Source organism: Panacibacter ginsenosidivorans (assembly GCF_007971225.1).
Classification (GTDB): Bacteria; Bacteroidota; Bacteroidia; order Chitinophagales; family Chitinophagaceae; genus Panacibacter; species Panacibacter ginsenosidivorans.
Map to the genome: position 1 here is coordinate 532538 of NZ_CP042435.1, position 24366 is coordinate 556903.

Sequence of the window (24366 nt, forward strand, 5' to 3'; positions counted from 1 at the left end):
TTATAAAAACCAAAGGTTTTTTCTTGCGAACTCTGGTAAGGTATTGCTTTCAAAGTGTGGGTAAATCTGTGCAACCATTTCAGGGTATTTTATTGTAACCGGCAGGTTTTGCTGGCTTACACTTTTCCAATACATTCTGCTGAACTGGTAAACCTGATCCATCAATTCAGTTATCAGGTTTTCGTCCTCCAATAATTCAGGTTTTGTTGCCGCAAATGAGACCTTTACAGGAAAGTGATATTCCTTTGCTGTTACCTGTGATGTTGGATTGTAGCGTGTGTTGTTGAATAACAAATATTCTTTCTTACCAACTTTTAAAATAGTACCACTGTAAGGCATTAGGTTTTGGTTCTTTGTATCGAATGCCAATAACTCTTTGCTTTCTGTTTTATTGATGGTAACAACGATTACTGGTATTGATAAACCTAATGTGTGCAACGTGTCAACAATCGGCTGTATTTCCTTTTTGCTTATGTCTTTGTAAAAGTGAATGATGAGCCTTTTTGTTGTGTAGTGGTCAACTACATATTTGCTTACTGCAACTCTTATAGAACCTGCAAGCATTTTTGTATCATCTGCGGTAAAGCAGTCGAAGCCTTCAAATACTCCTTCATTGTTGAAGCAAAATGCACTTCCTACATACCTTGTCTTACGGGTTACTGAATAAAATGCACCAATGCCCACAATGAGTTCATCTGACTTGATACGGTTCAATCTCCACGGAATGCCGCCCAGCTTTGCCAGTATTGCTATCTCAATATTTGGCAGGTAGTATTTAAAAGCATCTTTTGAAATATTGTCTTTGTAAACAACCTGTGAGGTTATGCCTTCCTGCAACAGTATTTCCTTTATGCGGAAGTAAACTTTCTTTTGTTCTTCATCATCTACAAACCTGCTTACCGGTGTAACATAAATAGCAATGTATTGAATGCCTGGCTTCTTCTGCAAATTCTTCACTCCCTTTTGTACTTCCTGAACTGCAGTTGTAATGTTTTGAAAAGCTATGCCTGCACCATCATCAAATAATAATGGTTGTTTTATGAAATCGTGTATTGGCGGGAAAGCTGTGTACTCATTGCCTTGCTGGTCTTTTGCTTTCATGCCGTTCTTGAAATAGTTGTAAAGCCTTGCTACTGCACCATTCTTATCTGATTGCTGATAAATGAAAATAAAACGAACATTATTTGCTGCTGTTGGCTTGTACGGTCCTTTCCGCTTCATGTCGGTCTTAGGTTCCGTGCCTAACCTGTCTAAGCCAAATAACAAATCATTTGAGCCGGGTAAGGTCATTTGAACTTTGTCTTCCGGTACGAAATGAAAGCCATTGTTGCAAAGCGGTATCACATTTTTAAAGTGTGCCGTGTTCAGATACTTCTTGTAAAAATCATTAAGCAGTTCCCAATATTTCGGGTATCTGTTGCCGGTGCTTGGAATGTCGAATGCAATATCAAAGGCAGGCTTTAAGGTGTTGGTTAAAACAATATGCAGCTTGTCCAGGTGTTGCTTGTAGTCAAGTGGCAAGTATTTGTATTTATGCAGTTCCTTATCTGCTTTTATCCAGTTTAGTTGTGTTGTGTCAATGCTGCCTAACTCTGCTAAACTCATGTTGAGCACTTTGGTTGTGCCGTCATAAGAAACTATCATTTCAGGACCGTTGGTAATTCTGTGGTGCTGAATTTTTAAGGTAAAAAGATTGTAAATAGTATATCGTGGATCTGGCTGCGAATAATGCTTAAACCAAACTTCAATTTCGTTCGTGAAACTTGGTCTCATGGCATCTGCTATGCCTTTGAAATGTTGCCTTATCAGATAGCGGTAATAGTGTGCTGCAAAGTGTATGCTCTCCTGGAGGTTTACCGATATTATTATTGCATCCTCTCTTGGCTCCTGAAAGTCTGTGTAAAGCCATTGTTCAAAATCTAAGTCCTGTGTATCAACTAAGCCTTCAATTAGACCTTGCAGATCATCAACGTGAATGGGGCAAAAGCTATCTTGTTTCTTTGTATAAAAAGCAAACTCTTTCTCCAGGATAGGAGGTTGAAATGGAATGATGTTTAAGATTAGCGACTGTTGAGACATATTGATCAGATTTCTAACGGTACAGATTTAATAAGTTTGTCTTTGGGGATATTTATCTTGTATTTATCCATTAAAAACTCATCAACCTCTCTCACACTTTCAACGTTCAATAAAAAGTTCTTCTCTTCAATCTTCAATTCACACACACCAAAGTTTTTTACATAATTCTTAGCATACGACAAGTAACCAGCTGAATAGGGCTTGCTTGTATTCTGCATATAATAATGAAATATGCTCGATTGAAGTATTTTCTTTAACGTCATTAGTTCGTCGGCTGAACTTCCAAAAATGGCATACCCGCAATAAATAAGTAAACTTTTATCGGCAGTAAAAACAAAATGAGGCAACTTCGCCATATAAGGAAAAAGCAATTTAAACCCTTTATCCGTCAGTGCTTGTGTCCTGCCGAAGGCATACCAGGCTGGGTATTCACCTTCACCCTTATCTCTTTTTTCTAAGGTTTCTCGATTTTCTGAAAGATATTTGAATGTTTTAGGAAAGCTCTTCGACAATATCTTTTCAGGCATAAGGGAAAATGGTGAAATACCATTTGTATAAGGGTAAATAAGTTTTTCTTTTACTGTGGGTATTTCATGCTCAAATTTTAGAATATTGGGTTTGATGATGTCTCTACAAATAGCTTTTTCTATCTTAAATTTTTTCTCATCTTGAAGTAAGTAAAAATAGTTTTCATCTTCAGCTATGGGTTTGAATATGTATATATCATTGCTCAAAGTGGCGATACCGTTTCTGATCTTATACAGCTCACCTAAAGGACTACCACAACCTTCAATCTTCTTAATGTTCTCAACTATTTTCTTATCGTTTAGTAACCATCCCTTTTTTGAATTTAAGGTTATGTAAGGGATAGAATTGTAGTTAGAGATTGGATTATTTAAATCAATACTTTTCTGCTTAATAAATAAGACGGAAGAACTCTCTTCTTTCGTAACAATACAAATGCAACTGTATGTTGACTTATTGCCAAAGATTTTCTCATCTCCAAAGTCTATGATTGTAAGACCAAATCGGTTATCCTGAAAATATTTTCTAAGAAGGCGAGCATTTACACTTTTAAAGAATGAATTAACTGTGATATAACCTAAAACTCCTTGCTTATTCAAAAGGTTTAAACCAATTTCAAAAAAGGGGATATACAAATCTGTGTTGCCTGAATTAGTAACTGACCATTTTGATAATAAAACTCTTGACGGCTCGTCTATATTTTTTGAACGGACATAAGGTGGATTGCCAATGATTAAATCAAAACCTTCATTAGCTTTTATTCTTGATGAAGATTTATACCAATCAAAATCCAGTGCATTGACCGCAAATAAATTGAACTGATAACTTTTTTCATCCTCACCAGAAGATATTGCTAACAATGACAATAATATTTCAGTTCGTTCAATGCTATGTTTGCTAATATCTAACCCATAAATATTGTCACGAAATATTTCAGAATAAAGTTTTCCTCTTTCTTCATGTAAGTGAAGGGCATAGGTATATAGGAATGCGCCACAACCACAAGATATGTCAGCTACCAAACAGTTATTTAATGGCTTTTTAATTTTTGAGATGCATTTTTTTATTATAAAGTTTTTGATATAGTTTGGCGTATAAACTGCTCCATTAATTACTTTGTCTTCGTTAGGAATTGCTAATTCAAATGCTTCAATCAATTCATCAAAGCCAAACTTAAAATTTGTTTCAGGCAACAACGTGGCACTGTTCCCTTCCTTCAAAAGAAGAGACTTTATTAGCTTATTATTTGTAACAACTAATTTATTAGCTTTTACAAAAGAAGAAACGATAATCCTGTTAAAGAGTAATTCATCCTCTTTATAAGCCTGCATTATCTTTTTGAATTGATTATTCATTTCATTAACCTTTTAGAATATCTATTCTGTTTACACTTCTACCTTTTGCCCGAAAGAAATTTATGTCATCATCTGATAACCCGTACATCTCAAACACTTTGTTATCTAAATCGCTCCACAGCTTCGTTAGTGCTTTACCATAGGTTCTTTGCTGCAATGGCGAGCCACCTAAATATTTATTTTGTGCAGTCTCTATTTTTTTCGCAATTGCCGCAACTTCATTAATCAGAGCCTCGTTATCTCTAAATGTTTCCGCTGGAAAAGGAACTGGTTCAAGAAATTGCTTATTAAACTTAAAATAACCACTCTGTTGAGGATTAGCAATTGAACGTGCTAAGACAGAATAAACTGTTGAATTAATTACCGCTGATAACGCATATAGATAGACTTCTTCCTTGTTAGGAATATCAATGAAAAACATATTCGCATTATCACAGTAAATCTTATCAGAGAATGTTACGGATGCAAATGTGTCCAATGATGTCATTGGCACTAAGACTTTTGCGTAAGTTGCTCCGTGATTGTTTGCCCTGGTATATAAGTGCCAATACTCATCGTCATTATAATGTTCGACGTTCTCTTGTATTGTCTTCTTATTCCTCGTAAGATATGCGCCAGCTAATGGATACCTTTTCTTAAACTCGCTGAATTTTATTGCGGTTACCTCACCATCTTCTACATCGTAAGGGAAAATGACAAATAAGTCGGGATCAGCGACTTTGTAAGGATAGAAGTTTTCGTTTGCAATAAGTGGACGACAAGCATCTACTTCAATTTCAAAAGCTTTTTCAAGATGTGTTTTCCCACTTATTATTCCTTTCTTAATCGAGAGTGCCCGAATGTGGTAAGCTCGGTCCCATAATACCTGTACACCTACTCTAACCTTTGCATAATTGCCTAACGTACCTAATGCCAGCAACCTTGATTTAATTGCAATCAATTCTGTATCATCAAAGCTCCACGGATTAGCAGAAATAGTACTTGCTGGTAGATCGACATATTGACTTATCGCAGTTTCTCGGACTTCAGAGGCAAGTGTTTCCAGCTTGTTTTTATACAACTTGTATTTGAAATCTTCAGGACCTGTTTTATCCAGAATAAGTATTGCAACATAGGTTATCCGGTCTTTGAAGATTGTAGTTGTTTCAAAGTCAGAAATCAACGATAGCAGTTTACCATTGGAAATTATTTCCCTGATTTTTTTACCGTAATCAGTTTTGAAAAAACGTTTTTGAATTACAAAACCTAATCTGCCAGCTGGATTTAATAAGGTAAGTGCTTTTTCAATGAAAGGAATAGCCAAATCAATTTTGCCATTTTGAGAGGAAGCGAACTTGTCTTTGATATATGCGTGCATGTGAGGTAGCTCAACATTATAGTTCTTCACCTCTACGTAAGGTGGATTACCAACTATATAATCGAACCCTTCATGATCCTCAAATATCTCTTTGAAACCATGTTCTTCTGACCAGTCAAAAATATTTGTTTTCAAGAGCTCTTCTTCATCATCTTCAAGAGCAGGGTACATTTCAAGAATATCATTTTCAACAAGAGAATTACCGCACCGTATGTTGTTGCCTATACCATTAAGAATTTTGCTACCAAAAATACCTATCTCATTATAGGCTTCCGCATATTCTGCTGCATCAACAATTTTAAGTGACAAAGACATTTTTGTTACTTCCACAGCTTCGGGATCAATATCCACTCCGAAAATGCAATTTTCTATTATTGCTTTTTTGCCTAATAAGTTGAGAACGGTTTCTGAATTGGTTTCGATAAAATATTTACTGAAGTCTGCATTACCTGTAGAAATATACAGATCCTTAAAAAGCTCTTCAAGGTAATCGTATGTTTCGATTGCAAAAACGCCACTTCCACAAGCAATATCAAGCACCTTTATACTTAGGATATTTTCTATACCATTGGCAATGATCACATCCCTATGAATGGTTTTTTGAATAACTTCCTGAACTATAAATTGAGGTGTACTTACTGCTCCCTTAGTTTTGGAATATTCGCTTTTGATCTCATCTTTTACTTCATCGTTTTCAATTAACAATTTTCTTGACAAGAAGATTTCATAAATATCACTAAGAAGTTTTGTCGGTATTACATCAAAACGATAAGGAGATGGATAATACAAGTAAATCAAAAGGCTGTCAAAAACATTGTCATCTATAATAATACTGTGTATGCTATCTATTCTCTCGAATAAAGGACCATCGTAGTGGTCATAAAAATTGAAATAAGATGAGTTTTTAAACTGTTCCCAAAAACCGGCTTCTTTAAAGGAAAGTAGAAGCCCTTCTTCTTCTATTTTCCTTGCTTCACAGACACGAACAAAAAGTATTCTATTAATTATTACTTGAACAATGTAACTAAGATTTTCAGAGTTATCCTGTATATAGTCTTTATTGTTGTTTAGTATGTTATCTGCTAATTTTAACCGGAAATCTGAAAGTTGCTGTGCAAATTTTAGGTCAGGTGAAATTTTTACAACAAGTTTATTATCAGAAAGAGTTGAAGAATATAATTCATTCAGTTTACCGGAATAGATGTTCTCTTTTAGGAGATGAGTTTCCAGCAAATCAAACTTCTCGATGTATTCATCTATTGTAAGATATACTCTACCTAAAACCGGGTCTTGTCCCTGCTCTGGTACATACGTACAATCATAAATTGCAAATTCTTCAAAGTTTGATATAAATGCACACGGCGCTATGATTGACCAGCCGTAAGATTTAATTTGAAAAGCAGCAACCCCATCATCTTTAATATTTACAGAAATATCTTTTGCATCAAGAAAAGTAAGTTTTTGTTTGGCTAATTTGAAAGTATAATCGGGACGGGTATTTTGCGAGCCAATTTCTTTCAGCTTTTCTTTTTCCTCTTTGGATAAAACTTTCTCTTGCAGAATTTGTGAAGTATCCCTAACATCCCAATTAAAAATTTGTAATAAAGGGTTCAGCCATGTACGTATAGTTTCTTCTGAAGTCAAGTCCAGTTTCCCAGCTTCCTTGAATACTTTGTATTCAGAAACTAATTTTTTTAAAGTTTCCAGTCTTTCAGCTGAAGTCATTAATTTTTCTTTTTTGAATGATACCTTACTTCTTCTTCTGCAACTTGTATTGCCTTTAATGCAACATCCTCATCCTTCACTATTTCATAAACCTGGTCTGCTAACCATAAGGTCAATAAATCGGTGGGGAGGACTTTCAAAATATCCGCAAGAACAAAAATTTGCTCCTTTTTTGCCCTCCGCTCCCCTCGTTCAATTTTACTAAGCATTGGGGTATCAATGTCTAACTTAGAAGCTATATGCTTCTGTAGCAAGCCTCTTTCTTCTCTCAACTGCTTAATTCTGACACCAAAATAGTTCACTTTGTTGGATTTGACTTGTCAAATATTGACAAATGTAAACCTAAGAAATTTAGTAAGAACAAATAAGAGAAAAGAAATTATTCACAAGTTGTGCAAATTGCAAAGCCTGCAAAGTCTGCAAACTATATCTTCTGATAATGACCTGCCTTTAGTTTGGTAAGAATGCCCGGAGTGGCATTGTGCAGGAGGTCGTCAACCGACCGGGGAGAAAGTTTGTGTTGCTTGCCTAATTCTACTGCCTCTGCCCTGGTAAATTCTTTTGGCAGGGCTTCAAAGAATTTGCGTTTGTTGTCGCCGGTTTGAAAAACCGTAGCGTTTTGCTGCTTGGGCAGATTATTGAACATTAAGATGCTGTGCTGCATGAAAATTTCTGTTAACCGCAATGCTGTATCAAAGTCTGTATCTGTGCATTGTACCTGCTCTGCTGCCTCTGCATTTTCAAATTTTCTTACGGCTGTAAACAGCATAGCCATGCGATACAGGATAAGCCCTAAGCGTTTTACAATACTGGCTGCATCTTCGCTGGTGAATGTGGTTATGTCCTGTAGCCATGTAGTGCAACATTGGTTTAGTTGCTGCCATTGACTTTTAGATAAGGTTACATTAGTCTCACCCATTTTTAAGAACTTAACCAGACTGTAAACCTGCAATGATAAGTTTCTGAAATGATCTGTAAGATTTACATGTGAGCCGTAAGGCGAAACATCTTTCCAAAGCTGTTCTACTTTGAAAGCATAGAAAAGAAAGCGGCTGAATAAACCGTCTTCGGCTGAAGCAATTAATCCTGTTACCTGGTTGGGTGTGCCTGACAATGCAATTGAAAGGCAAGGGTTGTTTACTTCTGTAAACTCGTTGTTTGTTTTGCGACTGCTGGAAAGCCTTTCGTGGTGAAAAGACTTGCGAAGCATGTCGGAATAAGAACCCCATTCCTGTTTGAACACATTACCTAATGTGTCTGCCTCGGTTTCGCAAATAATGCCTGTGCCTTCATTCTGTTCAAGATGAGAAAGGATTTTAGCATAGCTGGTATTGGCAGGAATGTAAACCACTTTGAAAGCAGGTTTTACAGGTAGTTCTTCATTTACTGTTTCACCTCTCTTGCAATTTCGCAATGCCTGTTTGTGGGCTGCTTCCTGTTGCTGGTAAAGTGCATCTGCTTCTTTACTTGCATTTAAAACCTGTGTGTGGTATTCGTCTGCCAGTTGCTTTGCAAACTTCAAAGCTCCCTTTCCACTTGCAGCCGGAGCGATAGCGAAGGTGAACAGGTTTGGAAAAACTTCCTGTTGTGCATAGATGCCTTTTACGTTTGGCAGGCATCCGCTAAGGATACCCAAAGCTCCTGTTAGGAAAACGTCTCTTTCTCTTTCATCCATAAATGCTAAAGCACCCTGCTTTAGTATTTCAGGCATTTGGTTGTATAATTCTGCGGGAATAGAAGGGGTGTTTTTTAAATAGTCTTCCGTGTTTTGCTCTTTGTCTGTTTGCAGCTTTGCAACGTTTGCAAACTTTGCAAACTCGTTCGTGTGGTAGTTGTAGGCACTGCGAACCGAAGTAGTTACTTCTTTAGCATCGAGATCAAACCTTTGCAAACAAAGTTGCAAAGTGTCCTGCTCGGGAATACCGGCACGGTTACAATTAGATGCCAGAAGATAAATGTAATTGTTGCGATTGTTTGGTCCATACTCTGATTTTTGATTGGTGAAATTGATTTGCATTTCAAAGGCTAAAGCAAACTCGTTTGCTTCTTCAGGTGTGGCAACAACCTGCTTTGCAGGTGTTGGCTCCTGACTTTCTTTTTGCACTGTACCGTTAATGATTACCGGAAATTTTTCGTTGTTGATTGTGCGGTAGGCTTGTGGATCATAAGAGACGAAGCAAAGCCGTGTAATGTCCTTGCCTGAACGGTCAATGGGTAAGCCTGTTTGTAGCTCGTAATGGTCCGCAACCTGCTTGTATGCCTGCTCATGGTGTTCCTGTGTGCTGGTTACTTCAATGAGAATTTTTAAACCGTTACCGCTTGGGCTGCGAAAGCAGCAAAAGGTGTAAGGATTTGCAGCGGCTTTGTCAAAAGCAGCCTGCAATTGTTCCGGTGTAAGTTTGTCCAGGTCAAGTATTATGAATTGGCTGTACTGTATTAGGAACTCCATTTTTCTGCCACCTTCAAAAGTGCCGGATGGAGTGAAAGCCAATAGTTGCTTTTTGAGCTTGTCGGCTTCATCTTTATTGCCGTGTTGTGCTAAAGCAGTAACTCTTTCTACTTCTTCTTTGAACTTACCTTCTTTTATCTGCTTGGTAAGTATGATGAGTGATGTATTTTCTACAGGATTATTGAACCCTTTAAATATTGTAGCTGATGCCATTTTCTAAGCGTTGAAATTGTGACCAGAATTTGTTGAACCCTTATTGATTTGCTTCTATCCGGTTCTTCTCCAAGAGCTTCATTATGTCGCCCATCCGGTAATAGATTTTGTTACCGACCTGTGAGAAAGCAATTACTTTTTGATCTCTCCATGCCTGGGCTGTTCGCTTGCTGACATTCATGATCTGCAAGAACTCCTGATTATCTACAAACACATCTTCCGGGTCTCCCTGCTTTAGCTTTAGCATTGCTTCCAACCTTGTAAGGCGTCGTACTATTTCCTGATAGGCTTCTTCTGAAAAAATGATTTGTGCCATGATTAAGCCCTCCCTTTTTTGATCACATAATTGGTTGCCTGTTTCTCTATTTCTTCGTTAGTGGTCTGCCGGTTTCTTTGTAACCAGGCATCCAGCTCGGTTCTGTTGAAATAGAGTTTCTTACCCTGTGGGCAGAAATGTGGGATCTGTCTTGTACTGGTTAGTTTGTACAGGTGGGAAGGACTTACTTCTAAGTAAGTGGCAGCTTCATTGAGATTTAATACTGCTTTTTGCAGGATGTTTTGCTCCTGTAATTTTTGCTCTATCTGTGAGAGCTTTTCGAGAATTAATGTTTCGTTTGACATCTTTATGAGATTTGAGAACAAACCTCTTTCAATGCCAAAGCGGAAAGGATGAGACAATGAGAACTCATTGAGTTATCTCATTGAACTCACTGTTTTTTATTGCAGTTGATTAATAATGTTGTCAATTGTTGACTGGTCTTTGGGAGCACCTATTTTGTTGGAGTAAAGGTTTTGAGCCTTTATAAGATTGGCTTTTTTGGAGTAGAAGCATTCCGTTTTCTGTATCTCCGTTGGAGTAAGATTTGAGAAGTAATTTTTTAGTTTGTCTACTATGTAGCGGAATTGCACCGTTTCACAATTCAGATAGATGGGTGTAATGCCTGGCTTAATGTCTTTGTTCATAAGAAACGAAAGCAACTCTGTTGGTTTGGTCTTGTCTTCATTAAGCAGTTCAACTTTGTTGCAAAGCTCAATGATTACATTCTTTAGCTTGTCTTCCTTGCCAGTAAAGCCGAATGAAATTTTCGGAGCTTTCTTTGCTTCTTCTGTTTCTGGTTCATCTGTATCAACAGGAAACTTTTCGTTTAGCATCGCTGCTAATACTGCTTGTTGTTGCTGTAGCCATTTATGCAGCTTCGCTAATGCAGATTGTGTGTCCTGTTCAGGAACAACAGTTATTTTGTCTAAAGCTGCCGTTATTACTTCTAATCGTTTGTAACCTTTGTCAAGCCGTGCAATTAGTTTCTCTGTATCTTCTTTCACTTCCTTAAACAAAGCGTTCGTTGTTTCAGTTTTGGCAAAGTCTGCAACGTTGTTGCCGTCCACCTGAATTTCAAATAAATTGGAGAAAATGAAATTTTCTAAAGCTGTTTGAATAATTTTTAACTGAGGGTCAGTTTGTGTGAATGCATAAAGTTGTGTTAGCAAACTTTTGGCATCGTCTAAAGAAAAATCGTTGCTGTTTATTAGCTGCTCCACTTGCCAGGAATAATAAGCAAGGGTCGGGGTTAAAACAGTTTGTGCCGGTGCAGTTTCTTTAATTGTGTGCAGGTAAAACTGTTCTTCGGTTTCAACTGCTCTAACATGGCTCTTAAACCTTTCCTGTACTTCAAAAAATATTCTCGTTGTAACCTGCTTTGCGGAATACAAAATGAAGTGAGTATTTCGCTTCACTGTTTCATCTGCCGAAAGACTGTTTGCAGTCTGGTAGTTTGGAGTGTCAGTTAAAGTTTGTCGCTGCAGTTCACTTGCTGCACCAGCAGCCAGGTATTTTATTTTTTCTAAGGTTGAATTTATGATGTAGTAGGCTTCTGTGTCGTGGGTTGTTTGCTGAATTGAATTAGTCAGCTCGTACATAAACTGCAAAGCTGTGCATTGCATGAGCAATGAATAAAATTCTGTTGTTGCATTGAAATGCCTGGGCAATGCTATTTGATAAAATGGCTCGGGCAAGGGATCTGAATTGTTGCCGGTTGTTGCCTTGTATAAGTTGGGCTGATCTCTAAGCAGGCATTGTAACTTTTTATTCAGGTCCTGCACCGTTTTAGGTATGTCGCTCTTACAAGTACGAAGCAGGTCGTAGAATGTTTGTTCATTCTGATTTACGACCTGCCACGGTTGCAATGTTCCAAAGATTATGTTATCAAATACAGGTAGCTCCATTCTATAGTTCTAATTGAATACGGTTTGCTGCTTCCTGCTTCCTCTTATCAATCACTTTTGCATAAACCTCTGTTGTTTTTAAATGCCTGTGCCCTAACATTTTTGAGACTGTGTAAATATCAGTACCCAAATTCAATTGCAATGTAGCATAAGTATGCCTTGCACAATGGAAGGTAACATGCTTTGTAATGCCTGCTTTCATCACCCATTCCCTTAGCTTTAAGTTATTCCAGGCACTGTACTTTAAATCTTCAAAAATTTCTTCTTCCGGCTTGCCTCTTTCACCTAATAAATCAAAAGCCTGTTTTGATATGGGCAATGTTTCTGCACCTTTGGTTTTCTTCTGCCTGAACCTTATGTAATTGCTATCACCGGAGCTTTGTATTTCTGACCAAACCAGTTTTTTTATATCCGACCATCTTAACCCGGTTAGTGCTGAAAAAATAAAAGCCTGTTTAAGTATTGGAAGCTCACATTCTATTTTGGCTGCGGCTTGCAGTTCTTCAAAAGTTAGAAACTCTCTGTTAGGATCATCAGGCTTTATGCAATCAACCTGGTTAGCCGGATTAGTTAGAATGATGCCAGCTTTCACAGCTTCTTTCAAAGCCGCTGTTACTTTGCTATAGTAAGAAGATTGAGAGTTTTGTAATAGAGGCTTTTTGTTTTTGGTTCTGGCTGTGTGCTTCAAATAGTATTTGAAATCTTCCAGCCAAGTTTTATCTATCTCCTTGAAAGTAATATCAAACTTTGCAAACTCTTGCAGGTGCTTTAATGTGCTGCTCCAGTTGCCCCAATTGCCTTCACTATCCTTTCTCTTTTCTGTAAGCATTTCAAAGTAAGCAAGAAAACTGCCTTTCACTTTTTCGGTATCTCTGAAACCAAATTCTTCGTTCTTGATTTGAACATGCCGCTTAGACTTGATGGCTTCGGCTAAAGCCAAAGTATCATCATTGTGTTTTTTCTGCTCTTTAGTGAGCTTGCCCTTTTCAGGTGTAGGAAACAAGTACATTTTTAAATACTCATACTTGCGTTTACCATCTTCGTAGTAGTCAAGATAAAGGCTGATTTTGTCGCCTTTCTGACGTTGTCTAAGCGTTACATTCATACGACTGAAGTATTAAAAAGGTTATCAATTGCGACCCGAGAAATAATTGTGCGGCTTCCTAACTTACCTGCTTTCAATTGTCCTTTATCAATGAGCCGGTAAATGGTCCAACGGCTTGCACCCAAAAGCTGGCAGGTTTCATCTATGCTTAGGAAATCTTTTTGAACTACAACCGGATTGAATGAGGCAGTAACTTTTTGCTTTTCTTCCTGGATAGCTGTTTCAATCTTCGCTGATCTCTTACGTTGTTTGTATGCTCTTTTAGCACAGTTATCAGAGCAAAACTGTGTAACAGTAGTCTTTGCGGTGAAGTGATTACCGCAGAAGTTGCAGGTTTTTTCTAAACGAATGTTACTACTCATTTTTGTTGCCTTGTGTAGCTGGTTGTTGCAGTATGTAGCAGGATGTAGCATCTTTTCTCCTTTCATCCTCATTTGTTGCTGGGCAACAAACTTTACTACTTTGGGCAACAATCAGGCAACTAAGATAGGTAAAAAACAACAAATTGGCAACAAAAAAGGGAAACATTTATACACATAAATCATTGAAAAACAACTGTGTAACAAACAAGAGAAGGATAGTTACTTTCCGATACAAAACTTACTGAATATATAATCCAGCATATCTTCGTTCGTAACCTGCCCTGTTATCTCTCCCAGATAATGCAGGCAGCGGCGTATATCAAGGGCAAGCAGGTCACTTTCAAGGTTATTATCAAGGCCCGCCTGTATTTCTTCAAGTGAAGTAGCCGCTTCTTTTAACGCATGGTAATGCCGCGCATTGGTAACTATATTACTTTCTGTTTGCACTTTACCATGCAACACAGTATCTGTCATATATTCCTTTAAGGTTTCCGTATGCTTTCCTTCCTTTGCAGCAATGAAAATGATCTTTTCTAAATGGCCAAATTGCCGTCTCGCTTCAATCTCGTTTGTCTTATCAATTTTATTGGCCACCAAAATATAATGGAGCCCTTCAGCTTTCATATCATGCACCCGTTTTTCTATTTCTTTCTTATCGTCCGTTACATCAAAAATGAACAGCACAAGATCAGCATGTTTCATTTTTTCAAGGCTGCGCTCTATGCCTGCACTTTCAATAATGTCGCTTGTATGCAGGCGAATGCCCGCAGTATCAATTAATCTGAATAAGATACCATCAATATTCAGTACTTCTTCAATGGTATCTCTTGTAGTGCCCGGTATATCACTTACAATAGCCCGGTTCTCGTTCAGTAATGCATTGAGTAAAGTAGATTTGCCTGCATTGGGTTTACCAATAATAGCAACGCTTACTCCATTTTTTATAACATTACCCAACTGAAAAGAACTGATCAGTTTATTGATAGACAGACCTGCCTCACTAACCAGTTTATACAAGGCGGTTCTGTCAGCAAACTCTACATCTTCCTGCGAGAAATCAAGTTCAAGTTCTATCAACGCAGCAAACTTCAGCAGTTGCTCCCTCACGTTTTTTAATGCCTCAGAAAAACCGCCCCGCATACTGCTCAAAGCAGCTTTCTTTGATGCTTCTGTATTGCTGGCAATAAGATCTGCAACAGCTTCTGCCTGTGCAAGATCGAGCTTGCCATTTAAGAATGCACGCTGCGTAAATTCTCCCGGTTTGGCGGGTCTTGCACCTAAAGATGTTATGGCCTGTAATACCTGTTGTAAAATATAATTAGATCCATGACAGGATATTTCTATCACATCTTCACCTGTATAAGACCTCGGGCTCTTGAATAATGCAACCACTACTTCATCCAGTACAATATCATTAAGTTTCAGCAGCCCCACATGCAAAGTATGTGATGGTTGCTCAGAAATTTTCTTTGCTGTAAAAAGTTTGTCGGTTATAGCCAATGCTTTTTTACCACTTATTCTTATTACACCAATAGCCCCAATACCCGGTGGTGTTGCCAGCGCTGCTATTGTATCATCCCATCCTGCTAATTGTCCCTGCATAAAAACTTTTTTCAAAAGTAACTGATACAATGCATCTAAATGATAAACATGATAACTGTATGATATTTACATGCATTATGTTACCGGCTGCAACGTTTCATGGCATCGCCGGTTGTGTCACTCACTTGTACGTTTAATACAGTTTTCAGCTATCAGGTATCAGCAATTGGTAAACAAGATGTATTTTACCTGAAACCTGATGACTGATTGCTGAAGCCTGTTCATCAGTATAAGAGTGCGACGCAACAGGCGATGCTACAAGGTATTGAAGCCCGGCTAACAAAAAACTCCTGCTCGGATGCAAATAATTCCTGCTCAGTACATTTCAGAACAGTACCGGTTTTAGAAAACTGAACTTTAGTTTTCTGTATAATGCGTAATACTACCCTTATCAAAATGTAAGTTATTTTACGCATATATTTGAACCAACACCCTGTAAATGGATATACTTCAACAAAGCATCATAAAAACTGTTGCTTATTTTGACATCTTCAATTACCCCATGACCGCCGTGGAGATAAGGTCATATATGGATACGGCATGCAATGAACAGGACCTTGATATAGCTTTAACCAATCTTGTAAAAGAAAAGATACTTTTTAGAACTACAAACTTCTACCAGTTAAAGCACGACGAATCTTTAACCACCGAACGCATAAAAGCAAATAAACTGGCTGAAGAAAATATAGCCCGTGCAAAAAAGATCGCTTCGTTTCTTACCTGGTTTCCTTTTATTAAAGGCATTGCAGTGTCTGGATCACTCTCAAAAAAAGTGGCCACCAGTAAAAGTGACTATGATTTTTTTATTGTAACGCAGTACAATTGTTTATGGCGTTGCAGGTTTATTTTTTCTGCGTTTATAAAATTGGCTGCAGTGTTTGGATTAAAAAAATATTTCTGTCTCAACTATGTTATAGATGAATCTTACATGGAGGTGGAGGAAAAAAATGTTTTCACTGCTACTGAAATTGCTACGTTAATGCCACTTTACGGCCGCTCCGTGTTTGCTGATTTTTTTACAGCCAATCAATGGATATATAATTATTTTCCAAACCACAGGTTTATTGAATACACGCTTACAGACCCTGCAAAAAATGCTTTTACAAAATCTGCTGAATGGTTGATGCAGAACAGGATAGGGCAAAAAGCTGACAACAGCATTATGCGTTATTTTGAAAGACACTGGAGTAAACTGCAGTCTAAAAATAAGGTTACTGAAAGTGGTTTTATTTTGGGTAGCATGATGGTGAATAAACATTATTGCAAACCATACCCACATCATTTTCAGCGAAAAGTATTAACGCTCCACAAAGAGAAAACTGAAAAGATAATGTCTGCTGTTTTATCAAAACAAGAAGCCAATGATCATTTCTTTCGTAAGCTGATAATAAAATAATCACCGGTTGTTTTCCAGGGCCACAGGCTTTTTAATCTTCCTTCCACTTTCTGCAGCCACATAAATAATTTCGGGAAACGTACAGGAAAGTTTTCAAAATAAGAAGGTGGAACTATAGTGCATAATCCTTCAACAGATAATATTTCAAATCCATCTTTCAAAGCTTTGGTTATATAGCCAGGAGAATAGTACCAGCAGGTAAAACTTACACCTTCCACGTTTGCTTTTACGCCATGCTTACTATTGAACCTGCGAAATGCCAGTTTAAAATTTCCTCTTAGTGCAAGTAGTGTTTCCCACCAGCAGAAGTCAGGCATCACAACAAGTGTAGCAATGCCGCCTTGTTTTAATAATGGTGTAAATGATTGCAACACCTTATCCAATTCACCGGTACAATTCAGCCCGGCAAAATTGGAAAAAATAAGATCATACGGGCCTTTGTTTTGCAGCTTACTTAAATTATTGAAAGAACATATTTCAGTGGAAACATTTGATAAACCTGCATCGTGTACTTTTTTTATAAGTTGCTGTTGCATGTCTGCAGCAATATCGGTTGCATGTACATGATGGCCTTTGGAGGCAAAGTAAACGGCATCTTCGCCTGTGCCTGCATTTAATTCCAGTATGTTGCTGTTTGCTGGTAAATATTTTTCTACATGATCTCTTACCCGTTTACGTTTGTATTGTATAATGATATTGGGAGAATAGATAGTATCAAACACAGCAGACTGTTTATTGAAAGCTTCTGCAGTTTTTTGTTCCTGAATGTTTGATATGGCAGATTGCATGTGTTATTTATATTTTGTACCCGGCTTTTGTATCGCTATGATGCTTTTGTTGCGTCGCACTCTTGCACTTTTAAAACAGCTATGAGCTATTAGCCACGAGCTTTTTAACTAAAATCTGGTTTACGGGCTCAAAGCTCACAGCTCGCTGCTCGAAGCCTGGTAGTACAAGTGAGTGACACAAAAGGCGATGCCACAAGTACTGTAGCTGGTTCAATAAAATTATTCTTTCGCCAGTTTATTTAATCTTCGCTCATCAATAAAAGTTGCAGGTGTATAATACATAAATGAAAGCGCTTTTTTTAGGGTTTGTAATGTAAGTGTGCCGGGCTTGCGCAATAAATCCTTTGCCTGTTGCATTGCTTTATGCTTACGGTAATTTTTATGCACGTAACGGTGCAACTTTTTATAATACTCCGGTTTATATGTGTTGTGAAACATAAGCATCAGTTCATCAGAGTCTGTCCAGTTTGCTTTTTCTTTTAACTGCGATTGCACATTTTCGAAAAACTTTGTACCGGGCAATGGATAAGAAACCGAGATGCCCATGTCGTATGGCAGCAAGGTGTTGATCATGTTGATGGTGCTGGCAATATCTTCTTTTGTTTCGCCGGGGTAACCGAACTGTATAAAGAAACAGGGCTTCATGCCGTGCTTTTTGATAAGCTTTGTTGCTGTATAGATCTGTTCAACTGTTGTGCCTTTATCCATTGCATCAAGTATCTTCTGCGAACCACTCTCCGCTCCCATCCATATCATATCACAACCGGCTCGTGCAAGGTCTTTGATATAATTTTCCTGCAACAACAGATCGGCCCTTGCCTGGATCTTAAATTTCAATTGCAGGTTTTCTTTTTCAACAAGATCAGCAAAACGGTTTACCCATCCGGGTTTCAGGCCAAATATATCATCGCAGAACCAGATATGATCATATTGATATTTTTCTTTCAGCATCTTTAATTCTGCAATTACATTTTCCGGTGAACGGGAATTATAACGGTTACCATAAATAGGTTTGGCGCACCAGTTGCATTTAAAAGGGCAACCTCTTGTGGTTCCCATATTCATAGAGAAATAACCGGCATGCTGCATCCACATTTCGCGGTAGGGTGTTATATCAACAATATCCCATGCAGGAATTGGCAGATCGTCCAGCTCTTTTATTACAGAACGTTTTACTGTTTTTACAACATGATCATTATGTTTATAAGCAAGCCCTTGTATGCCTGAAAAATCAGTTACATTATTTTCAATGGCATGAACCAGTTCTTTTAATGTTAATTCTGCTTCGCCGATCAGTATAAAGTCTGCACCTTTAGTAAGATAGTTTTCAAAATGATCAGTTGAATCAGAACTGGAAACAATAACGGTGCAGCCTCTTTGTTTTGCCTTGGCAATCATTTCAAAAGCTGCTTCCCGCATATTGGTAAGACACATCTTTGTGAGATAGTTGAAGCCATCGTCATAGATCACAAAGAATTCAGGCTGCTGCTTTTCGATATAGGGAATTACTTCTGCTGCGTTATGCGCAAACATGGTATCGAATAATGATACGCTATAACCTTCCTGTCTCATTACTGCTGCTGCATACAATGTACCAAGCGGGGCATATGGCTGCCCTGTCTTCCATTGTTTTGGATCGAAACGGAGAAAATAAGAATGTGTGAACAGAATGGCACTCATTGGTGCAAGTTAAAATCTTTGTCAGGAATAAACAATCATTGTTGCGGAGCGGGTAAAGAACAGATATAAAACAGGAAATAATGTTTTTGAAAGGGCATATAAATTATTTACTGAAAACCTGTTTGTGTTCTTTTATCTATAAATTGCTTCCATCTTTATAAACAGGAGAACAGGTGATTGAAATTAGCGTAGTAATACCAACATGTAATCGCAAAGAAAGATTGATCTCATTATTGCACAACCTGGAGCGATCAACATTCCCTTTAAAAGAAGTGATCATCGTAGATTCAGGTGAAGACAGGCTTAGTGAAATGGAATGCAGTTCTTTTCAAAATCTTGATATTACTTATGTAAGTTCAAAAAAATCTGTTTGCAAACAACGTAACAAAGGGATTGCTATAGCAAAAAGTGAATGGATATTTGTTTGTGATGATGATATTGAAGTACCTGCTAATTACATTGAAAAATTAGTAAGCCATATTGATAGCCCGCAAAAATCAGTTTGTGTTTCAGGGCTTTTTTTGCAGAAAGACAAAGGTGAATGGATTGCAAAATATAATATCACATCAGGTAAAACTTTATTATGGAATTATATTTTTAACCTAAGCTTATGGGGAGAGATCAATTGTAAAGACAATATATTGACCAAGGGAGTTAAGCAATATTATAAACAAAAACATAATCATATTTCAAAAGCTGGCTGGCCCGTAATTACAGATTTTTCGGGAGAATATTTCGTAACACCGCTTTATTCATTAGGTGCTTCCCTGGTCAAGAAAACATGGCTAATAAACTCAGCTTTTGATGAAGTATTAGACAGGCATGGCATAGGGGATCATTATGGTGTAATAGCAGGATTTCCCTTACATGAAGTTCATGTTTTAAATACCGCTTTTGTTTATCATCATCATGAAGAAGCAAACCGCTTACAAAATACGGTGCAATATTATAGAAGAGTTTTAGCGCTTGATTATTTCAGAAGGATAAAGAAACAGCCTGGTCATGTAAAAAAGATTTGGTTATTGTGGTCTTTATGCGGCAATTTACTTGCGTTTATTTCCAGGCTCAATGGAAACATGATAATAGCAAGTTTGAAACTGCTGTTTGTTATTGGGTTTAATAAAAATCCTTATTTCATAGCAGCTAAAAACCACAGGAAGGTACAAGAGCCTGTTGTTTAAGTTTATTTGATTTCATGGAAGCTTTTGCATAATGGAACTTTAGATACCCGGTGTGCTACAGTTAAAGTGCTTGCGACGCAACAGGTGATGCCATGAAAACTATTGTTGGTATAAAAAGTATATAACTAAAAGAGACCTTTTTAAAAGAAGTATTGATATTTAAAAATGAATGACGAAAATATAAATGTGGCGTTGCTGGTTCATAGTTGCGACAGGTATGAGATTTTATACAAAGGGTTTTATTATTTTTTTTCTCAATACTGGGATGAGCGCATTATGTGTAACTGCTATCTTTCAACGGAGACAAAAGATGCAAACATCCCGGGTTTTGAAAATATTAAATCCGGGAAAGGTGAATGGGCGGATCGTTTTAGCTTTCTTTTGCGTGAAAAAATAAAAGAGGATTATATACTTTTTTTCCAGGAAGATATGTGGTTGACTAAAAAAGTAAACGGCACATTCTTTAATGAACTTTTTAGAATGGCTGCTGAAAAAAACTGGAAGATGGTTAAGCTTCATAGTTCTGATGTTTACAAAACAATACCAACACCAAATTATATTGAAGGCTTTAACGTTACAAAGGTGGATATTGAAAATTCAGCATTTCTCTTTTCTCACCAGGTTACTTTGTTTGAAAAAGAATTTTTATTGTCGCAGCTTTTTAAAAATGAGCAGCCATGGCAGAATGAACAAAATGCTTCTGAAAGATTAAAGATCCTTGCACCTGAAATAATACATATAGATTATTTTGCCCAGAATGGCAATGCTCCAATAAACAAAAATATTAACCCAATTGGAAGAAACGAATACCAGGGAGTTTCTTACAATAGCACATTGCATCATAATATACGGCCATTTATTGATGAGTTAATGAAAGGAAATAAAGAACAAAGGGAATATGCCAAAAAGCTTAAGCATCACTATTTATTTAATTTAACACATGATGGAAAAAAGCGGCCTATAAAAGAAAAAATGTTCATGAATTTTAAAATATGGGTTAAGGGATTAAAGCCACGAATAAGATATGCATTATCAGGTTTATTTAAATAGGTAGGTCCTCTTTGAAAAATTTATTATGAGTTTTCTTTATTGTTATTATTGAATGTTATTATGACTTTACTAAATAAAATACAGCAAGTATTAAAATATTCATTTCAATCCCGTAAAAAAGTTGAGTCGTCTGTAGCATATAATATGTGGGCCTCAACCTATGATGACCAGCCCGGTAACATGGTTCTGCATTTAGATGAAATAGTCGTAAATAACCTACTTGACAATATCACTTTGTATGAGAAAATAATAGCCGATATTGGCTGTGGCACAGGCAGGCATTGGCAAAAAATATTATTAAAGAATCCAACTGAATTAATAGGCTATGATGTATCAGTTGAAATGTTGAATAAACTTCATCAAAAGTATCCTGCTGCTAAAACACACCTATTACATGACAATATTCTGAAAGAATTAAAAGATGCGTCATGCGACATGATTATTTCGACACTCGTTGTAGCGCACATTAAAGACTTATCAGCAGCTTTCACTGAATGGAACAGGGTTTTAAAAAAAGGTGCTGAAATCATTATTACAGACTTCCATCCTGAATCTTTACAAAATGGCGCAACAAGATCATTCAGGAATGAAGACAAAACTATTCACATCAAAAACTATATTCATTCTTTAAACAAAATAAGGACTCTGGCAGAAGAAATGAAATGGGAAGAAATTTCTTTAATAGAAAAAAGAATTGATGAAAATGTAAAAAGATTCTTTATTGGAGAAGATGCACTTATTGTTTATGGGAAAAGTATAGGTACACCCGTTTTATATGGATTTCATTTCAGAAAATCATGACGGTACTACATAATATTCATACTATAGAGGAAAGCACAATAGATGTTATTCTTAAAGACGGAAAGATAACAGACATTCAAGCTGAAGAAAAAGGTAATGACAATGCATTACACTTGTACTTTGATAATGCTTTTATATTTCCAGGCCTTATCAATTCGCATGATCATCTTGAATTCAACCTCTTTCCACAACTCGGAAATTTTATTTATAACAACTACCTGGAATGGGGATCTGACATTCATCAACAGGATAAAGATATAATCAATGCAGTTTTAAAAGTACCTAAACAACTGCGTGCTAAATGGGGAATGTATAAAAACCTGGTCAGTGGTGTTACAACAGTCGTTCAACATGGCGCTGTCTTTAATCTTAATGCTCCCATTGATATTTTTCAGGATAGTTTTTCATTGCATTCTATAGGTCTTGAAAAACACTGGAAATACAAGTTGAATAAGCTATTTGCTAAAAATCAGCCTTATGTAATACACATCGGTGAAGGAACAGATGATGTTGTGTTCAAAGAAATAGATGAATTAATAAAATGGAATTTTCTCAAAAGAAAAATAATAGCAGTTCACGGTATTGCTATGAATAATGAACAGGCAAAAGCTTTCGATGCATTAATCTGGTGCCCGGACTCCAATTTCTTTTTGTACAATACAACCGCACAAATTGATAAACTAAAAAAGGAAACAAAAGTTCTCTTTGGAACTGATTCGACTGTATCTGCTGATTGGAATATCTGGAAGCAGTTAAGAATGGCTAGAGCTACTGGCATGCTAACAGATGATGAATTATTTAACACACTTAACTTATCGCCTGCTCTTGTTTGGGGTCTGTCCTCCATTGGTTCGATTGCCGAAAATAAAAATGCAGATATTGTTATTGCTAAATTGAAAAACAAAGAGGATAAGCTGGATAGCTTTTTTTCATTGAACCCGGAAGACATCTTACTTATTATAAAAAATGAAGGGGTTATTTTATTTGATGAGCAATTGTTTTCGCAATTGAAAGATCATATACAAATGAGTGATTACAGCAAAATATTTATCAATAACACCGGCAAATTTGTAAAAGGAAATATTCCTGCATTAATGAATGAAATAAAAAAATATGAACCCGAAATTATTTTTCCTGTAGAAGTGGAATAAATTATTATGCAGCGCTTCTATTTGCCGGCCCGTTTATTTATTACGTTTTGATAATGTTTAACAGCAGTTGAAGCTATTGCATCAAACGAAAGATTGGTTTTGTAAAATTCAATGCATCTGCTTGCTTCATGAATAATATTTTTTTGCATGGCTTTAGTTACAGCCTCTATAAAAGAATTTGAATTGCCCGTTTCCCATAAGGCGCCAAGTGCACCATTATCAGTCATCATGCTAAAACTGGGAATGTTAGTAACAACAGGAATACAACCACAACTTAATGCTTCACTTAGTGCATACCCACTGCCTTCATAATGACTACCCAACACAAAATAATCAGCACTATTGTAATGTATTTGCATAGCTTCATGCGCAACTGCATCCAATAAATGAACGCTGTTTTTCAAAACATCAGAACCTTCAATTCTTTTCTTTACTTCATTCAACAAATCATACTCATTATATATCATATACAATGAAGCTTTGCTGTATTGCGTACATAAAATTTCAATTCCGTTAAGTATGGTTAAAGGGTCTTTATTATCATCAAGTCTTCCTACCCATAGGAAAACAGGGTTGCCATACATACCCGTTTTTTCTCTTGCAATGTTCCTGTCGAAGTAAACATAATCCCTTTCTTTATCCCTGGTTTCGTAATTGAAAAAAGTTCCTCCCTCCATAACGGGCATAACTTTTCTCAACTGTCTTTGAGTATTGAACCAATGCCTACCTTGTTCGGTAGTGGTTAAAAAGAAACCATCTGCTACAATACTCAAAAACTTATTCACTCTGGCTTTTATACCTGTTGCTACTTTGCCACCATGATTCTGAATAATGATTGCAGTCTTTTTCTTCAATAAAAATCGTAGGATAACTATTTGAAAAGAAGATGGAAAAGTATGCAGGTGTACTAAATCAGCATCGAGTTCAACTATTTTTTTAAAAACTCTAAACGGAAGCTGAAAATATTTTAGTTCTGCCTTAAATTTATCTTTTACAAAATAATATTGTACATCATTTTCCCTGAAAGCATTTTCCCTGCTAAATCTTTTTACAACGATCACTTCTACACCCTTGCGTTGCAATGCCTCTGCCCATCCTGCAGTAATATAATGCTGCTTCAACAATTCTTCTTCAGAATTAAGTTGCGCATCATAAGAAAAAGAAACATCAACTACCCGCATTCATTTTTTGTTGTAATGATAAATGTATGTACCCAACTGTTGATTCATTATTAAACTTCCGTTGCGTCGCACACTTGTACGCTTTGTTCAATAATGAACTGAAAGCTAAAGAGTGCGACGCAACAGGCGATGACAAGTATTAC

At 36.9% G+C, this 24366-nt stretch carries 19 protein-coding genes; 5 read left to right on the top strand and 14 right to left on the bottom strand.

Annotated elements, in window-relative coordinates; translation table 11 throughout:
• The 11 genes from FRZ67_RS02100 to mnmE all read right to left on the bottom strand — a co-directional run bounded on the left by FRZ67_RS02100 (nucleotide 1) and on the right by mnmE (nucleotide 14995).
• Entirely contained in the window at nucleotides 1-2079 is a 2079-nt protein-coding gene (locus FRZ67_RS02100; protein WP_147187955.1) for a Piwi domain-containing protein, read from the bottom strand.
• Nucleotides 2080-2084: 5 nt separating this feature from the next.
• Nucleotides 2085-3959 (bottom strand): HsdM family class I SAM-dependent methyltransferase, encoded by a 1875-nt coding sequence (locus FRZ67_RS02105; protein ID WP_147187956.1) that lies wholly within the window; start codon nucleotides 3957-3959, stop codon nucleotides 2085-2087.
• Between the two features lie 4 nt (nucleotides 3960-3963).
• Nucleotides 3964-7041 carry an Eco57I restriction-modification methylase domain-containing protein gene (locus FRZ67_RS02110; protein ID WP_147187957.1) on the bottom strand — a complete coding sequence of 1026 codons (3078 nt, stop codon included), beginning with the start codon at nucleotides 7039-7041 and terminating at the stop codon, nucleotides 3964-3966.
• Nucleotides 7041-7343: a helix-turn-helix domain-containing protein gene (locus FRZ67_RS02115; protein WP_147187958.1), complete on the bottom strand. Its 303-nt coding sequence runs from the start codon at nucleotides 7341-7343 to the stop codon at nucleotides 7041-7043. Before FRZ67_RS02115 ends, FRZ67_RS02110 begins: the two co-directional genes overlap by 1 nt.
• Nucleotides 7344-7465: 122 nt before the next feature.
• Nucleotides 7466-9703, bottom strand: coding sequence for a DUF3987 domain-containing protein (locus FRZ67_RS02120; RefSeq protein ID WP_147187959.1), 2238 nt, complete (start codon nucleotides 9701-9703; stop codon nucleotides 7466-7468).
• Between the two features lie 40 nt (nucleotides 9704-9743).
• Nucleotides 9744-10019 carry a helix-turn-helix domain-containing protein gene (locus tag FRZ67_RS02125; RefSeq protein ID WP_147187960.1) on the bottom strand — a complete coding sequence of 92 codons (276 nt, stop codon included), beginning with the start codon at nucleotides 10017-10019 and terminating at the stop codon, nucleotides 9744-9746.
• A 2-nt stretch (nucleotides 10020-10021) separates the two neighbouring features.
• The gene (locus tag FRZ67_RS02130; protein WP_147187961.1) at nucleotides 10022-10324 is read right to left on the bottom strand and encodes a helix-turn-helix domain-containing protein; all 303 of its coding nucleotides are present in this window, start codon (nucleotides 10322-10324) and stop codon (nucleotides 10022-10024) included.
• 96 nt (nucleotides 10325-10420) lie between these two features.
• Nucleotides 10421-11926 (bottom strand): DUF6617 family protein, encoded by a 1506-nt coding sequence (locus FRZ67_RS02135; protein WP_147187962.1) that lies wholly within the window; start codon nucleotides 11924-11926, stop codon nucleotides 10421-10423.
• Between the two features lies 1 nt (nucleotide 11927).
• Nucleotides 11928-13031 carry a site-specific integrase gene (locus FRZ67_RS02140; protein WP_147187963.1) on the bottom strand — a complete coding sequence of 368 codons (1104 nt, stop codon included), beginning with the start codon at nucleotides 13029-13031 and terminating at the stop codon, nucleotides 11928-11930.
• On the bottom strand, nucleotides 13028-13459 hold the full coding sequence (locus FRZ67_RS02145) for a helix-turn-helix domain-containing protein (protein ID WP_225975480.1): 432 nt from the start codon (nucleotides 13457-13459) through the stop codon (nucleotides 13028-13030). The genes FRZ67_RS02140 and FRZ67_RS02145 overlap by 4 nt, the downstream gene beginning before the upstream one ends.
• A gap of 153 nt (nucleotides 13460-13612) precedes the next feature.
• Entirely contained in the window at nucleotides 13613-14995 is a 1383-nt protein-coding gene (gene mnmE / locus FRZ67_RS02150; RefSeq protein WP_147187964.1) for a tRNA uridine-5-carboxymethylaminomethyl(34) synthesis GTPase MnmE, read from the bottom strand.
• 439 nt (nucleotides 14996-15434) lie between these two features.
• Here mnmE and FRZ67_RS02155 point away from each other — a divergent pair, with 439 nt between their 5' ends.
• Nucleotides 15435-16391, top strand: coding sequence for a hypothetical protein (locus tag FRZ67_RS02155; protein ID WP_147187965.1), 957 nt, complete (start codon nucleotides 15435-15437; stop codon nucleotides 16389-16391).
• On the opposite strand, the gene FRZ67_RS02160 is transcribed toward FRZ67_RS02155, so the two are convergent.
• Entirely contained in the window at nucleotides 16361-17179 is an 819-nt protein-coding gene (locus FRZ67_RS02160; protein ID WP_147187966.1) for a class I SAM-dependent methyltransferase, read from the bottom strand. The two genes, FRZ67_RS02155 and FRZ67_RS02160, sit on opposite strands and share 31 nt — an antisense overlap.
• Before the next feature lie 219 nt (nucleotides 17180-17398).
• Nucleotides 17399-18859, bottom strand: a complete 1461-nt coding sequence (locus tag FRZ67_RS02165; RefSeq protein ID WP_147187967.1) for a B12-binding domain-containing radical SAM protein — start codon at nucleotides 18857-18859, stop codon at nucleotides 17399-17401.
• A 173-nt stretch (nucleotides 18860-19032) separates the two neighbouring features.
• Between FRZ67_RS02165 and FRZ67_RS02170 the strand changes: the two genes are divergently transcribed.
• From FRZ67_RS02170 to FRZ67_RS02185, 4 genes are all read left to right on the top strand, one after another.
• A complete protein-coding gene (locus FRZ67_RS02170) occupies nucleotides 19033-20040 on the top strand; it encodes a glycosyltransferase family 2 protein (protein ID WP_147187968.1) in 1008 nt (335 codons plus the stop codon).
• 165 nt (nucleotides 20041-20205) lie between these two features.
• Nucleotides 20206-21090, top strand: a complete 885-nt coding sequence (locus tag FRZ67_RS02175; RefSeq protein ID WP_192903895.1) for a hypothetical protein — start codon at nucleotides 20206-20208, stop codon at nucleotides 21088-21090.
• A 60-nt stretch (nucleotides 21091-21150) separates the two neighbouring features.
• The gene (locus tag FRZ67_RS02180) at nucleotides 21151-21891 is read left to right on the top strand and encodes a class I SAM-dependent methyltransferase (protein ID WP_147187969.1); all 741 of its coding nucleotides are present in this window, start codon (nucleotides 21151-21153) and stop codon (nucleotides 21889-21891) included.
• Nucleotides 21888-23042, top strand: a complete 1155-nt coding sequence (locus FRZ67_RS02185; RefSeq protein ID WP_147187970.1) for an amidohydrolase family protein — start codon at nucleotides 21888-21890, stop codon at nucleotides 23040-23042. The genes FRZ67_RS02180 and FRZ67_RS02185 overlap by 4 nt, the downstream gene beginning before the upstream one ends.
• Nucleotides 23043-23059: 17 nt before the next feature.
• Here FRZ67_RS02185 and FRZ67_RS02190 read toward each other — a convergent pair whose 3' ends face one another.
• Complete coding sequence (locus FRZ67_RS02190) at nucleotides 23060-24223, bottom strand: glycosyltransferase family 4 protein (protein ID WP_147187971.1); 1164 nt, start codon at nucleotides 24221-24223, stop codon at nucleotides 23060-23062.
• Between the last annotated feature and the right edge of the window lie 143 nt (nucleotides 24224-24366).